This is a genomic window from Parasphingomonas puruogangriensis, assembly GCF_036663635.1.
Taxonomy (GTDB): domain Bacteria; phylum Pseudomonadota; class Alphaproteobacteria; order Sphingomonadales; family Sphingomonadaceae; genus Sphingomonas.
The window spans coordinates 143964-158769 of record NZ_JAXOJI010000007.1; the positions used below are offsets into that span (position 1 = coordinate 143964).

10 protein-coding genes are annotated in these 14806 nt (G+C 65.1%); 9 read left to right on the forward strand and 1 reads right to left on the reverse strand.

Translation table 11 applies throughout. From position 1 onward, the window contains the following. Positions 1-93 precede the first annotated feature (93 nt). From U1739_RS16420 to U1739_RS16450, 7 genes are all read left to right on the forward strand, one after another. Positions 94-1530 (forward strand): NAD(P)-dependent oxidoreductase, encoded by a 1437-nt coding sequence (locus tag U1739_RS16420; RefSeq protein WP_332709652.1) that lies wholly within the window; start codon positions 94-96, stop codon positions 1528-1530. Further along, complete coding sequence (locus U1739_RS16425) at positions 1530-2171, forward strand: DUF2059 domain-containing protein (RefSeq protein WP_332709653.1); 642 nt, start codon at positions 1530-1532, stop codon at positions 2169-2171. The genes U1739_RS16420 and U1739_RS16425 overlap by 1 nt, the downstream gene beginning before the upstream one ends. Further along, the gene (gene gltB, locus U1739_RS16430; protein WP_332709654.1) at positions 2168-6685 is read left to right on the forward strand and encodes a glutamate synthase large subunit; all 4518 of its coding nucleotides are present in this window, start codon (positions 2168-2170) and stop codon (positions 6683-6685) included. Before U1739_RS16425 ends, gltB begins: the two co-directional genes overlap by 4 nt. Before the next feature lie 68 nt (positions 6686-6753). After that, complete coding sequence (locus U1739_RS16435) at positions 6754-7194, forward strand: hypothetical protein (RefSeq protein ID WP_332709655.1); 441 nt, start codon at positions 6754-6756, stop codon at positions 7192-7194. A gap of 58 nt (positions 7195-7252) precedes the next feature. Then, positions 7253-7924, forward strand: a complete 672-nt coding sequence (locus U1739_RS16440) for a glutathione S-transferase family protein (protein WP_332709656.1) — start codon at positions 7253-7255, stop codon at positions 7922-7924. Further along, complete coding sequence (locus U1739_RS16445) at positions 7924-8295, forward strand: tRNA-binding protein (RefSeq protein ID WP_332709657.1); 372 nt, start codon at positions 7924-7926, stop codon at positions 8293-8295. Before U1739_RS16440 ends, U1739_RS16445 begins: the two co-directional genes overlap by 1 nt. After that, the gene (locus U1739_RS16450) at positions 8276-9022 is read left to right on the forward strand and encodes a DUF72 domain-containing protein (protein WP_332709658.1); all 747 of its coding nucleotides are present in this window, start codon (positions 8276-8278) and stop codon (positions 9020-9022) included. Before U1739_RS16445 ends, U1739_RS16450 begins: the two co-directional genes overlap by 20 nt. Positions 9023-9071: 49 nt before the next feature. On the opposite strand, the gene pepN is transcribed toward U1739_RS16450, so the two are convergent. Beyond that, positions 9072-11678 carry an aminopeptidase N gene (gene pepN, locus U1739_RS16455; RefSeq protein ID WP_332709659.1) on the reverse strand — a complete coding sequence of 869 codons (2607 nt, stop codon included), beginning with the start codon at positions 11676-11678 and terminating at the stop codon, positions 9072-9074. 111 nt (positions 11679-11789) lie between these two features. On the opposite strand from pepN, the gene U1739_RS16460 reads away from it, so the two are divergent. Together U1739_RS16460 and U1739_RS16465 are read left to right on the forward strand one after the other, a co-directional pair. After that, positions 11790-13457: a M28 family peptidase gene (locus U1739_RS16460; protein WP_332709660.1), complete on the forward strand. Its 1668-nt coding sequence runs from the start codon at positions 11790-11792 to the stop codon at positions 13455-13457. Between the two features lie 43 nt (positions 13458-13500). Then, entirely contained in the window at positions 13501-14778 is a 1278-nt protein-coding gene (locus U1739_RS16465) for a M48 family metalloprotease (protein WP_332709661.1), read from the forward strand. Positions 14779-14806 lie beyond the last annotated feature (28 nt).

Consider the following 14806-nt stretch of genomic DNA (forward strand, 5'->3'; position numbering starts at 1 on the left):
TATAGGTAAGCATAGCTTACGCACCGTTGTAATTTTGCGTGACTCGTCGTAAAAAGGTAATTATGCGCCGCTTTCGACAGAAGGCGAGGCTGCATGACCGAAACGATGCTCCATTTCGTGGAACGGCCGCAGGCCTATCCAGGCAAGCGCCCGGCAGAGCTGCGCGCGGAGGATTTTCGCGAAATCGCCGATCGCTACGCGCCACCCGCGGCCGAGGATCAGGCCGGGCGCTGCTCGCAATGCGGCGTGCCTTATTGTTCGGTGCATTGCCCGTTGCACAACCATATCCCCGATTGGCTGCGGCTGACCGCCGAGGGCCGGCTGCGCGAGGCCTATGAGCTGAGCAACGCGACCTCGACCATGCCCGAAATCTGCGGCCGGATCTGCCCGCAGGATCGCCTGTGCGAAGGCAATTGCGTGATCGAATTCGCTGGCCATGGCGCGGTGACGATCGGCTCGGTCGAAAAGTTCATTACCGATACGGCGTGGGAAGAGGGCTGGATCGAGCCAGTGACGGTCGGCCCGGCGCGCGGCCAGTCGGTCGGCGTGGTCGGCGCTGGTCCGGCCGGACTGTCGGCGGCGGAATATCTGCGTAACCATGGCTATGACGTGCACGTCTATGATCGCTACGATCGCGCCGGCGGGTTGCTGACTTACGGCATTCCCGGCTTCAAGCTGGAGAAACACGTCGTGACGCGGCGGGTCGATCGCTTGAAAGAAGGCGGCATCGTCTTCCACGAAAGCTTCGAGGTCGGTCGCGACGCCAGCCTCGACGAGCTGCGCCAGCGCCATGACGCCGTGCTGATCGCCACCGGCGTGTACAAGCCGCGCGCGATCAAGGCGCCGGGCGTGGGCAGCGACGGCGTGGTCGATGCGCTCGATTTCCTTACCGCTTCGAACCGCAAGGGTTTCGGTGATGCCGTGCCGGCGTTCGACGATGGCTCGCTGGATGCCGCGGGCAAGCATGTCGTGGTGATCGGCGGCGGCGATACGGCGATGGATTGCGTGCGCACCGCGGTGCGCCAGGGCGCGGCCAGCGTGAAATGCCTGTACCGCCGCGACCGCGCCAACATGCCGGGATCGCAGCGCGAAGTCGCCAATGCCGAGGAAGAAGGCGTCGAGTTCGTCTGGCTGTCCGCGCCGGAAGCCTTTGCCGCATCGGAGCGCGTGACCAGCGTCAAGGCCAGCCGCATGCGGCTCGGCGCCGCCGACGCGAGCGGCCGCCGCGCGCCGGAGATCGATCCCGCGGGTGGCTTCGACGTGCCCGCCGATCTGGTGATCAAGGCGTTGGGCTTCGATGCCGAGGATCTGCCGACCCTGTTCGGTGCGCCGGAACTGGGCGTGACGCGCTGGGGCACCTTGCTGGTCGGCAAGACGCTGATGACCTCGCTCGACGGCGTGTTCGCGGCGGGCGACATCGTGCGCGGGGCGAGCCTGGTGGTGTGGGCGATCCGCGACGGGCGCGATGTTAGCGCGGCGATGCACAAGTGGCTGAAGGCCAAGGCGGCGAGCGAAAGGCAGGCAGCGTGATGATCCGGTTTTCCGCACTGGCCTTGCTTGCACTGGCGACGCCTCTGGGCGCGCAGACGCCGGCCGCTCCGGCTGCTCCGGCCCAGCCCGATCCGGCACGGCAGGCCGCAGCCCAGCGGGTGATCAATCGGCTATGGCCGCTTGGCACCTATCGGCGGCTGATGGACGGCACGATGTCACAGATGGTCGATACGATGATGGACCAGATGTACGCCATGAAGACGAGCGACGTGGATCCCACCGCGAAGGGCGAAGCCGGTCAACAGACGATGGGCAAGGCGATCGCCGCCGAAGATCCGTATTTTCGCGAGCGCATGCAGCTGAGCACCAAGGCGATGTTCGACGCCATGCTGCCCTTGATGGACAAGATCGAGCCCTCCGTGCGCGACAGTATGGTCACAATTTACGCTCGAAAATTCTCGGCTTCGGAGTTGCAGGCGATGGAGGCATTCTTCGCCACGCCGGCGGGCCAAGCCTATGCGCGCGAATGGCTGCTGAGTTTCATGGATCCGGAGATCATGAAGGGCATGCAGGCCTTCGCCCCGGAAATGATGCGTGCAATGCCGGCGATCATGAAGAAGGTCGAGGCGGCCACCGCCCACCTGCCGCCCGCACCCAAGAAAAAAGTGTCGCCGCAATGACTTTAGAATCCGAACGCCAGCGTCTCGCCGAGCATGGCATGTACCGCCCCGAATTCGAATCCGATGCCTGCGGCGTCGGGCTGATCGCCGCCACCGATGGCACGCCCTCGCGCCGCGTGGTGCAGTCGGCGATCGATGCGCTGAAGGCGGTGTGGCATCGCGGCGCGGTGGATGCCGATGGCAAGACCGGCGACGGCGCCGGGCTGCACGTCGATCTGCCGCTCAAATTCTTCGACGACGCGGTGGCCGCCTCGGGCCATCGCCCGCTGCCTAATCGCCTGGCGGTGGGCATGATCTTCCTGCCGCGCACCGATCTCGGTGGGCAGGAGGAATGCCGCACGATCGTCGAAAGCGCGATCATCGAGGAAGGCTATAAGATCTACGGCTGGCGCCAAGTGCCGGTCGACGTGTCGGTGATCGGCCTCAAGGCGCAGACCACGCGGCCCGAGATCGAGCAGATCATGATCGCGGGTCCGCTGCCCGACGAGCAATCGGCCGCCGAGTTCGAGAAGAACCTGTATCTGGTCCGCCGCCGGATCGAGAAGCGCGTCATCGCCGCGCAGATCCAGGGCTTTTACGTCTGCTCGCTCAGCTGCCGCTCGATCATCTACAAAGGGCTGTTCCTCGCTGAATCCCTTTCGGTGTTTTATCCGGACCTTCAGGACCAGCGCTTCGAATCGCGCGTCGCAATCTTCCATCAGCGCTATTCGACCAACACCTTCCCGCAATGGTGGCTGGCGCAGCCGTTCCGCTGCCTGGCGCATAATGGCGAGATCAACACCATTCGCGGCAACAAGAATTGGATGATCAGCCACGAGATCAAGATGGCCGCCAATGCCTTTGGCGAGCATTCGGAGGATATCAAGCCGGTGATCCCGGCTGGCGCCTCCGACACTGCCGCGCTGGATGCGACGTTCGAGGCAATCTGCCGTTCGGGCCGCGACGCGCCGACCGCCAAGCTGATGCTGGTGCCCGAGGCCTGGGGGCCCAAGGGCGAGATGCCCAAAGAGCATCTCGACATGTACAAATATCTCGGCTCGGTGATGGAGCCGTGGGACGGCCCCGCCGCCTTGGCGATGACCGATGGGCGCTGGGCCGTCGCGGGGATGGATCGCAACGCGCTGCGCCCGTTGCGCTACACGCTGACCAGCGACGGGCTGCTGATCGTCGGATCGGAGACCGGCATGGTCGTGGTGCCGGAATCGACCGTGGTCGAGAAGGGGCGGCTGGGGCCGGGGCAGATGATCGCGGTCGATCTCGACAGTGGCACTTTGTTCAAGGACCGGGAGATCAAGGATCAGATTGCCGGCGAGGCCGATTACGGCGCGATGGTGGGCAATTTCCTCGATATCGACGATCTGCCGGCGCCGCCGGGCGATGCCGTGACGCGCTTTCCGCGCGCCGATCTCACGCGCCGCCAGATCGCCGCCGGGCAGACGTTGGAGGATATGGAGCTGATCCTGTCGCCGATGGTCGAAGGCGCCAAGGAAGCGATCGGATCGATGGGCGACGATACGCCGCTGGCCGTGGTGTCGGACAATCCGCGGTTGATCAGCCATTTCTTCCGGCAGAATTTCAGCCAGGTGACCAACCCGCCGATCGATTCCTTGCGCGAACGCCATGTCATGTCGCTCAAGACGCGGTTCGGCAATCTCGGCAATATCCTCGATACCGACGAGCGGCGCGATGGCGTGCTGGTGCTTGAATCGCCGGTGCTGACCGGGGCGGACTGGCTGCGGCTGAAGGCGTTTTTTGGGCCCAAGGTGGCCGAAATCGACTGCACGTTCGAGACGGGCGGCACGCCGGAGACGCTGCGCGGCGCGATCGCGCGCATTCGTATGCAGGCCGAACAGGCAGTGCGCGAGGGCAAGAGCGAATTGTTCCTGAGCGACATGAATGTCGGCGAAGATCGCATCGCCATTGCCGGCGTGCTCGCCGCCGCGGCAGTGCACACGCATCTCGTGCGTAAGGGCCTGCGCTCCTACGCCAGCATCAACATCCAGACCGCCGAATGCCTCGACACGCATTATTATGCCGTGCTGATCGGCGTCGGCGCGACCACGGTGCACGCTTATCTTACCGAAGCCTCGATCGCCGATCGGCATGAGCGCGGGCTGTTCGGCGATCTGCTGCTCGAGGAATGCCTCAAGCGGCATCGCAAGGCGATCGACGAGGGGCTGCTCAAGATCATCTCGAAGATGGGGATCGCGGTGATCTCCTCCTATCGCGGCGGGTATAATTTCGAGGCGGTTGGCCTCTCCCGCGCGCTGGTCAACGATTTCTTCCCCGGCATGCCGGCGAAGATTTCGGGCGAGGGCTATGCCTCTTTGTTCGTTAACGCGACCGACCGGCACGATGCCGCTTATGACAGCGCCATCGTCCATCTGCCGATCGGCGGCTTCTATCGTCAGCGACATTCGGGCGAGACGCATGCTTATTCCGCGCAACTGATGCACCTGTTGCAAAGCGCCGTGGCGACCGATTCCTACTCCACCTATCTGCAATTCTCACGCGGCGTGGAGGCCTTGCCGCCGGTCTATCTGCGCGATCTGCTGCAGTTCAACTTCCCCGACGAAGGCATTGCCCAGGATCAGGTCGAGGCGATCACCGAAATCCGCAAGCGCTTTGTCACGCCCGGCATGAGCCTGGGCGCACTTAGCCCCGAGGCGCATGAGACATTGGCCATCGCCATGAACCGCATCGGCGCCAAGGCTGTGTCGGGCGAAGGCGGCGAGGATGTCGCGCGCTTCAAGCCCTATGCCAATGGCGACAACGCCAATTCGGGCGTCAAGCAAATCGCGAGCGGCCGCTTCGGCGTGACCGCGGAATATCTCGGCAGCTGCGAGGAGATCGAGATCAAGGTCGCGCAGGGCGCCAAGCCCGGCGAGGGCGGGCAATTGCCCGGATTCAAGGTCACCGAATTCATCGCCAAATTGCGCCATGCCACGCCCGGCGTGACGCTGATCAGCCCGCCGCCGCACCACGATATCTATTCGATCGAGGATCTCGCCCAGCTGATCTACGACTGCAAGCAGATCAATCCGCGCGCCCGCGTCTGCGTGAAGCTGGTCAGTTCGGCCGGGATCGGCACGGTCGCAGCGGGCGTGGCCAAGGCACATGCCGACGTGATCCTGATCGCCGGCCATGTCGGCGGCACTGGTGCCTCCCCGCAGACCAGCATCAAATATGCCGGCACGCCGTGGGAAATGGGCCTGTCCGAGGTCAACCAGACGCTGACGCTCAACGGCCTCCGCGGGCGTATCAAGCTGCGCACCGATGGCGGGCTTAAGACCGGGCGCGACATCGTTATCGCCGCGATCCTGGGGGCGGAGGAATTCGGCATCGGCACGCTGAGCCTCGTGGCAATGGGCTGCATCATGGTGCGGCAATGCCATTCCAACACCTGCCCGGTTGGGGTGTGCGTGCAGGACGAGCGGCTGCGTGCGAAATTCACCGGCACGCCGGAAAAGGTCATCAACCTGATGACCTTCATCGCCGAGGAAGTGCGCGATATTCTCGCGCGGCTGGGCTTCAAGAGCCTCGACGACGTGATCGGGCGGACCGAATTGCTCCGCCAGGTCAGCCGCGGCGCCGAGCATCTCGACGATCTCGATCTCAACCCGATTTTGGCCAAGGTCGATGCCGACGACAGCCAGCGCCGCTTCTCGCTGGGCACGTTCCGCAACGACGTTCCCGACAGTCTCGACGCGCAGATGATTCGCGATGCGGCGGCGGTATTCAGCCGCGGCGAAAAGATGCAGCTGACCTATTCGGTACGCAACACGCACCGCGCGGTCGGCACGCGGCTGTCGAGCGAGATCACCGCCAAGTTCGGCATGTCCACGCTTGCCGATGGCCACGTCCATGTCCGGCTGCGCGGCTCGGCCGGGCAGAGCCTCGGCGCGTTCCTGTGCAAGGGCGTCACGCTGGAAGTGTTCGGCGATGCCAATGATTATGTCGGCAAGGGCCTGTCGGGCGGCAAGATCGTCGTGCGACCGATGGTCAGCGCGACCTTGGCCAGCCAGCGAAACACGATCATCGGCAACACCGTCCTGTACGGAGCCACCTCGGGCAGCCTGCTGGCGGCGGGTCAGGCCGGCGAGCGCTTTGCGGTGCGCAACTCGGGCGCGACGGTGGTGGTCGAAGGTTGCGGCGCCAACGGTTGCGAATATATGACCGGCGGCGTGGCGGTCGTATTGGGAGAGGTCGGCGCCAATTTCGGCGCCGGCATGACCGGCGGCATGGCTTTCGTCTACGATCCCGATGGCAGTTTCGAGCGGCGCGCCAATCCGGAAAGCATCGTCTGGAACCGGCTTTCGTCGGTTCATTGGGAATCGGTGCTGCTCGGCCTGGTCCGCGCGCACCATGCCGCTACCGACAGCAAATGGTCGGGCGCGTTGCTCGACGATTGGGGCCGCGCGATCGATTTGTTCTGGCAGGTGGTGCCAAAGGAAATGCTCGGTCGCCTGCCACACGTGCTCGATGATAGCCTCGCGGTGATCGCCGCGGAGTGAGGGCGGACTCGAATACCGGCGCGCAGCATGCTATGCAGCGCGCCGGTATTCGGATCGGACGGCGTATCATGCGACTGATTTCCTTAGCGACTTTCATCGCGGCCGTGGCCGTTGCGGCGCCCGCTGCGGCGCACGAGCGTACCGCCCCCACGGTCGATCAGGTCGCGCAGGCGCTCGCCGATCCGCAGGTGCAGGCCAGTGTGGCCACGGTCCTCGATGCCTTCGCCGGTGCGATCCTCGACACCCGTGTCGGCCCGCTAGCGCATTATACCGACAAGGTCCGCCCGGACGACACGCTGCGCGACCTTGCCCGCCGCGACGATCCCGCCTTCGACCGCCATTTGCAGGACCGCACGCGGGGCGCGGTGGCGTTGGCCCGCCGCACCGCGCGCGATGCCGCCGCGATGCAGAAAGAACTCGCCGCCACGGCCGAACGTCTGCGCGGCCTGATCGCCATGACGTCCGGCGCCTTGAATGCCGCCAGCAACGCATCGCCCGACGATCAATAGCGCTGATTTACGCGCGGTGACCCTATCGGCCCCCGGCACCTTCGCCTAACAGACTCGCATGTGGCAACTTCATCAATTTCCGCTCTGCCCGTTCTCGCGCAAGGTCCGCCTGCTGCTCGGCGAAAAGGGCGTCGGCTATGAGCTGAAGCGCGAATCGCCGTGGGAGCGGCGCGACGAATTTCTCGACATGAACCCGGCGGGGCAGGTCCCGCTGATGGTCGATCAGGGCCGCAAGATCCTGCTGATCGATTCGATGGCGATCTGCGAATATCTCGAGGAAACGGTCGACAAGGCGCAGATGATCAGCGGCACGGCGCAGAATCGCGCCGAAATCCGCCGGCTGGTCGCCTGGTTCGACACGCAATTCTATGCCGATATCACCGCGCCATTGATGCACGAACGCATGATCAAGCGGCTGGTGACCAAGGAATCGCCTGATTCGAAGGCGCTGCGCGAGGCGATGAAAGCGGCGGTGCGGCATCTGGATTATACCGATTATCTGCTCGGCCACCACAATTGGATCGGTGGCACGACGATGAGCCTGGCCGATCTCGCCGCTGCCGCGCAGATTTCGGTGACCGATTATCTCGGCGGGATCGATTGGAAGAATCACGAGGAAACCGCGCGCTGGTATGCCGGGATGAAGAGCCGGCCGGGCTTCCGGCCGCTTCTGTCCGAGCGGATGGAAGGCATCTCGCCGCCGCCGCATTATGACGACGTGAATTTCTGATGCATGTCACCCACGATGCCGCCGCCGCCGCGGCGCAGACGATCGGCTTCGACGACTTCCTGAAAGTCGATATCCGCATCGGCACGATCCTCGAAGCGTTGCCTTTTCCCGAGGCACGCAAGCCGGCGGTCAAGCTGGTGATCGATTTCGGGCCGGTGATCGGCGTGAAGCGCTCGTCGGCGCAGATCACCGAACATTATGCGCTGGAGGATTTGCCCGGCCGCCAGGTCGCCGCCGTGGTCAATTTCCCGCCGCGCCAGATCGGGCCGATGATGTCCGAAGTGCTGACGCTGGGTTTCCCCGATGCCGAGGGCAAGGTCGTTTTGGTCTCGTCAAGCGCGCCCGTGCCCAATGGTGGCCGTCTTTTCTAGCGCGGCCCGCATCGGCACGGCGGGCTGGTCGATCCCAGCGCCCTCCCGCGCAGCGTTTCCGGTCAGCGGCAGCCAGCTCGAACGCTATGCCACGCGGCTCAACGCGGCCGAGATCAACAGCAGCTTCTATCGCCCACACCGGCGCAGCACCTATGAACGCTGGGCGGCAAGCGTGCCGGCCGACTTCCGCTTCTCGGTCAAACTACCCAAGACGATCACGCACGAGCTCCGGCTGGTCGGCGGTCAAGAGGTCATGGCGCGCTTCGCCGGGGAGATTGCCGGGCTGGGTGCCAAGCGTGGGCCGATATTGGTGCAACTGGCGCCGAGCCTGATCTTCGATGCGGACGTGGCGGCGGCGTTCTTCACCCAGGCCAGCGCCATGCTCGGCGGCACGATCGTGTGCGAGCCCCGCCATGCCAGCTGGTTCGACGCGGCGGCGGACGCGCTATTGGTCGCGCATCGCATCGCCCGCGTCGCCGCCGATCCTGCCAAGGTCCCGGGCGCGGCGCAGCCGGGCGGCTGGCGGGGGTTGCACTATACGCGCCTGCACGGCTCGCCGCAGATGTATCGCTCGGAATATGACGCCGCCGCGATCGCCGACCACGCCACCGCGGCGCGCGCCTCGCCGGGTGAGAGCTGGACGATCTACGACAATACGACCGCGGGCTTTGCGCTGGCCAACGCGCTGGAACTGGCGCGGATGCTCGGGATTAGCGCCCAACTCTAGCTTCCCTCCCTTTCGGGGAGAGGAGGACAAGGGCGCCGCGCGGCCCGACCTAGCCAGCCAAACTCTTCGACGCCTGTTCGAACATATCCCTCGATAGCCCCGGCGTGGCCACGATCCGCTCCAGTTCGCCGCACATCAGCGCCGCCCGCGCTTTATCGAAGCGACGCCAGCGGCCGAGCGGCGGGATCATTTTCGCCGCGGTCTGCGGGTTGAGCCGATCGAGCGCGATCAACTGATCGGCGACGAAGCGATAACCCGCACCATCGGCCGCATTGAACGCGCGCTGGTTGACACTGAACGCGCCGATCAACGCCCGCGCGCGGTTGGGGTTGGCCAGCGTGAAGTCACGGTGCCGCGCGAGCTCCTCGACCATCGCCAATGTGTCGTCGCGCGCGCTCAAGGCCTGCGCCTGGAACCATTTGTCGAGCACCAGCGCATTGTCGCTGTAGCGATTGTAGAAGATGTCGAGCGCGGCGACGCGTTGCGGCGAATCGCCGGCGACAAGCGTGGCCAGCGCACCCTGGCGGTCGGTCATATTGTCGGCGCGGTCGAACTGCGCGAAGGCCAACCCTGCCGCGTCCGCTGCCCCGCTGGCCGCGATATAGCCCAACGCCACCGTTTTCAGCCGCCGCAAGCCCTTCGCCGCCGGCGAATATTCGAACGTGTCCGCCTGCGTTGCGTCATAGGCGGCGCGCCAGCGGGTATCGAGGCTGCGCCCGACATCGCGGCGCAACGCCTCCCGCGCGCGGAAAATCGCTTCGGGATCGACGCGCGCCATCTGATCGCCGATGAACGCGTCGGACGGCAGCAACACGACTTCCGCCACGAACGCCGGATCGAGCGTGGCATCGTCCAGCGTATTGGCGATCGCGGCGATCACCGCCTGATGATCGGCCGCGCCGTTGGCGGCGCTTTCCACCAAGGTGTCGAGCATGAGCTGCTGCATCGCCTCGTAGCGCGCGAACGGATCGTCGTCATGCGCGCTCAGAAAGGCGAGATCGGCCGCGCTACGGTCGGTCTCGACCACGACGGGCGCGGAAAAGCCGCGGTTGATCGACAGTACCGGGCGTTCGCTTATGCCCTCGAACACGATCCGCTCGGATGGTTGGTCGAGCAACACCAATTGCTCCGCGGCGAGCGTTTGTGCGGTATTGGCACCGAACAGTTTGAGCTTGAGCGGCAGGACCATCGGCTGCTTGGTCGGCTGGCCCGGTGTCGGCGGGGTACGCTGTGACAAGGTCAGCGTGGCGCGGTCGCTGCCAGCATCGTGCGCCAGACTGGCGGTGACTCGCGGCGTGCCGGCTTGAGAGTACCACAGCCGGAATTGCGCCAGGTCCACGCCGCTGCCCGCCTCCATGCTGGCAACGAAATCCTCGCACGTCGCAGCGGTGCCGTCGAAGCGTTCGAAATACAGATCGGTGCCGGCGCGGAAGCGCTGTGGCCCGAGGATCGTGGCGATCATGCGGATCACCTCGGCGCCCTTGTTGTAGATCGTCGCGGTGTAGAAGTTGGAGATCTCCTGATATTCGTCCGGCCGGATCGGGTGCGCCAGCGGCCCGGCATCCTCGGGGAATTGCGCCGCGCGCAAGCCCCGCACGTCCTCGATGCGCTTGACCGCGGCGCTGCCCTGATCGGCGGAAAAGCCTTGATCGCGGAACACGGTGAAGCCTTCCTTGAGGCTCAGCTGGAACCAGTCCCGGCAAGTGATGCGGTTGCCCGACCAATTGTGGAAATATTCGTGCGCCACGACCGCGGCGATGGCGTCGAAATCGTAATCGGTCGCGGTGTCGGCATCGGCCAGGATGTAGCGGCTGTTGAAGATGTTCAGCCCCTTATTCTCCATCGCGCCGAAGTTGAAATCGTCCACCGCGACGATGTTGAACACGTCGAGATCATATTCGCGGCCATAGACGCGCTCGTCCCACGCCATCGAGGTCTGCAAGGCGGCCAGCGCATGTTCGGTCTTGCGGAGATCGGCGGCGCGCACCCAGATGCCGAGCGCCACGTCGCGGCCCGACATGGTGGTGAAGGTCGCGCGATTGGCGACGAGATCGCCTGCAACTAGCGCGAACAGGTACGAGGGTTTGGGGAACGGATCGTGCCAGTCGGCCCAGTGCCGGCCGTCCGGCAGCGTGCCCGAGGCGATCGGATCGCCATTGGCGAGCAGCACGGGATAGCGTGCCTCGTCCGCCACCATATGGACTTTGTAGACGCTGAGCACGTCGGGGCGATCGGGGAAGAAGGTGATGCGGCGAAAGCCCTCCGCCTCGCACTGCGTGCAGAGGTTGCCGCCTGAGGCGTACAGGCCCATCAACTGCGTGTTGCGTTCGGGCGCGATCTCCACTTCGGTCTCGACGACATGGGCCGTGCCGCCGAGCGGAATGACCAGCCCGCCATCCTTCAGCCACCAATCGTTGATCGCCACGCCGTCGACCTTGACCGACAGCGGCGTCTGCCCGGCGCCGTCGAGCACCAGCGGGCGGTCGTGCGCGCTGCTGCGCACCACGTTGAGCGTCGCCCGGACCAGCGTGGATGCCGCGTCCAATGCGAAATCCAGGGCGATCTCCGGCACCTGCCAATCCGGCGGGGTATAATCCTCGCGCCGGATGACGTGCGGGGAAAGGGGCGGGTGGGCGATGGCCTGAACGTCGAGCATAGGCCAGATGTAGGGATGCGGCGCCGTCCTGTCATCGGAATCACGCCGCTTGCGCGCGCTAATGTCCATGCTACCGCGCAAACACGCGCTTGGACGCGTAAAGGACTTGTAATGCTTCGTTTCTTGGGCGCTGCGGCATTGGCGATGATGGCGGGCGCCGCGCTGGCCGAGGATGCGCCGACCGTTCGGCCGCGCGACCTGAAGGCGATCAACGCGATCGTTACCGCACCCTTGCCGGACGATCAGGCAGCGATGAAGGCACATGTCATGTTTCTCGCCTCCGATGCGATGCGCGGGCGCGAGGCGGGCAGCCCGGAATATGATATCGCCGCACAATATGTCGCGGCGCAATTCTACGCCGCGGGGCTGCGCCCGGCAGGTGACCAGGGCGGCTATCTGCAGCAAGTGCCGCTGACCACGTATCGCGCTGCCGATCGCGGTAATTTCGTGCTGACGCGTGCCGGCCGCCCGCCGCTCCGCCTGCTGTTAGGCGAGGATTATGCCCCCGCCGCCGATCCCGCCGCACGCGTGACGTCGCTCGACGCCGGTATCGTCTTCGTGGGCTATGGCATCGTTTCGCCGCAGGCGGGCCGCAATGATTATGCCGGCGTCGATGTGCGCGGCAAGATCGTGGTCTATTTCGCCGGTGCGCCGGACAGTTTGCAAAGTGAGGAACGCGCGCATTTTTCCAGCAGCAGCGCCAAGCAGGCGATCGCCGCCGAGCATGGCGCGCTGGGCACGCTGACCATCGACCGCACCGACGCGGCGGGCTTCGCCAAGTTCGCCGCCGGCTGGGACCGCGCCCGCACCACCTGGGCCAAGCCCGACGGCACCGGCAAAGCGGACAGCGTGCCCAATCTCGGCACGCTCAGCCCCGCCGGCGCGGCGAAACTGTTCGAAGGGAGCAAGACCTCCTGGTCGCAAGTGCTCAAACAGTCCGGCAATAGCGAAACGCGCTTCAAGGCCGAGCTGCTGCCCGGCAGCCTGGCCGTCGCCTTGCGCTCGACCTTCGAGCCGGCGCAGAGCAGCAACGTCGTCGGCATCATCCCGGGCAGCGATCCCGCGCTCGGCAAGCAGGTCGTCGTGCTGTCCGCGCATCTCGACCATCTCGGCGTCGGCAAGCCCGATGCTAGCGGTGACACGATCTATAACGGCGCCGAGGACAATGCCGTCGGCATCGCCAGCCTGATCGAAGAGGCCAAGCGCTTCAAAACCAGCGGCAAGCCGCCACGCCGCACGATCATGTTCCTTGCCGTCACCGCCGAGGAAAAGGGCCTGGTCGGCGCGGATTACTTCGCGCACCACCCGACCGTGCCGCTGGCGTCGATCGTCGCCGACGTCAATCTCGACATGCCGATCCTGACCTTCGCCTTTCAGGACATGACCGTCTACGGCGCCGACCGTTCGACGCTCGGTCCGCTGGTGGCCAAGGCGGTCGCCACGTTGGGCGTCAAGATGGGCCCCGATCCCGATCCGGCGCAGGGCTTTTTCGTGCGCTCGGATCATTACCGCTTCGTCCAGCAGGGCGTGCCATCGGTGTTCCTGTGGCCCGGTCAGGCCGGCGCCGGCAAAGCGGCCTATGCCGATTTCCTCGGCAAACATTATCACCAGCCGTCGGACGATCTGGCGCAGCAACCGTCGCTCGATTGGGCGCAGGGCATCCGCTTCGTCGACGCCAATTACGCCATTGCCCGTGCCATCGCCGACGCGGACGAACGACCGCGCTGGAACAAGGGCGATTTCTTCGGCCTGCTCTACAAAGGTTATGGCGCAAAATAGTGTTTCATGTCCCCTATGGCCGGTTGGGTTTGGGGAGACGGCGATGCGCAAAGCGGTGTGGGCGGGCGTGATACTGGCGGCGACATTGCCCGGCATGGCGCATGCCGCCAATCCGGGCTTCGATGTTGAGGCCGCAACGCGCGCCTATCTCGATCTGCTGCAAGGCCCGGCGCGGGCGAAATCTGACGCTTATTTCGAAGGCGGCTATTGGCTGCCGTTGTGGAGCACGCTGGTCTCCAGCCTGATCTATCTTGCGCTGCTATACACCGGCGTGTCGCAGCGCCTGCGCACCTGGGCGGAGCGTAAGACCAGGAAGCGCTGGCTGGTCCCGGCAATCTATGCGCTGCCGTTCGTCGCGCTGATCACGGTGCTGGCCTTGCCGTGGTCGATCTACGAAGAGTTCGTGCGCGAGTATCAATACGGCCTGATGAACCAGAGCTTCGCTGCCTGGGCGATCGATGCGGCCAAGGCGTTCGGCATCGGCCTGATCGTCAATGCGTTGCTGTTCATGCTGATGTTCTGGGTGATCCGTCACTTCCGCCGCGGCTGGTGGCTGATCGGCACCGGCGTGATGGCGGGGGTGGTGCTGTTCCGCGCGTTGATCGCGCCGGTGTTCATCGCGCCCTTGTTCAACACCTATACCGAGCTGCCCGCCGGGCCGATCCGCGACCGCATCGTTGCTATCGCCGCCGCCAACCAGATCCCGGCCGAGCATATCTATGTCTCGGATGCGTCGCGCCAGACCAAGCGCATCTCCGCCAATGTCTCGGGGGTCGGGCCGACGATCCGCATCACGCTCAACGACAATCTGCTCGAGCGCACCGCACCGGCCGAGGTCGTCGCGGTGATGGGTCATGAGATGGGTCATTATGTGCTCAACCACATCTGGAAGCTGATCCTCTCCTTCACGCTCGTGTTCCTGCTGCTATTCTTCGTGGTCAGCCGGCTGGCGCCGGCACTGATCGCGCGCAACCCGCGCTGGGGCGTGCGCGACGTCGCCGATCCCGCGGCAACGCCGGTGCTGCTGCTGCTCGCCGGGCTGGGCGTGCTGGTGCTGACGCCGGTGCTGAACTCGATCATTCGCCATCACGAGACCGAGGCGGACATTTTCGGGCTCGATGCGGCGCGCGAGCCGGATGGCTTCGCCAAGGTGGCGATGCGGCTGTCGGAATATCGCAAGATCTCGCCCGGGCCGGTGGAGGAGATATTGTTCTTCGATCACCCCTCGGGCGAAAACCGCGTTCGGCGCTCGATGCAGTGGAAGAAGGATCATGTGCCGGGTGCCACGGTGGTGATGCCGGGGCCGATCGCGGGAAGGTAGCCAATACCGTCATCCCAGCGAAAGCTGG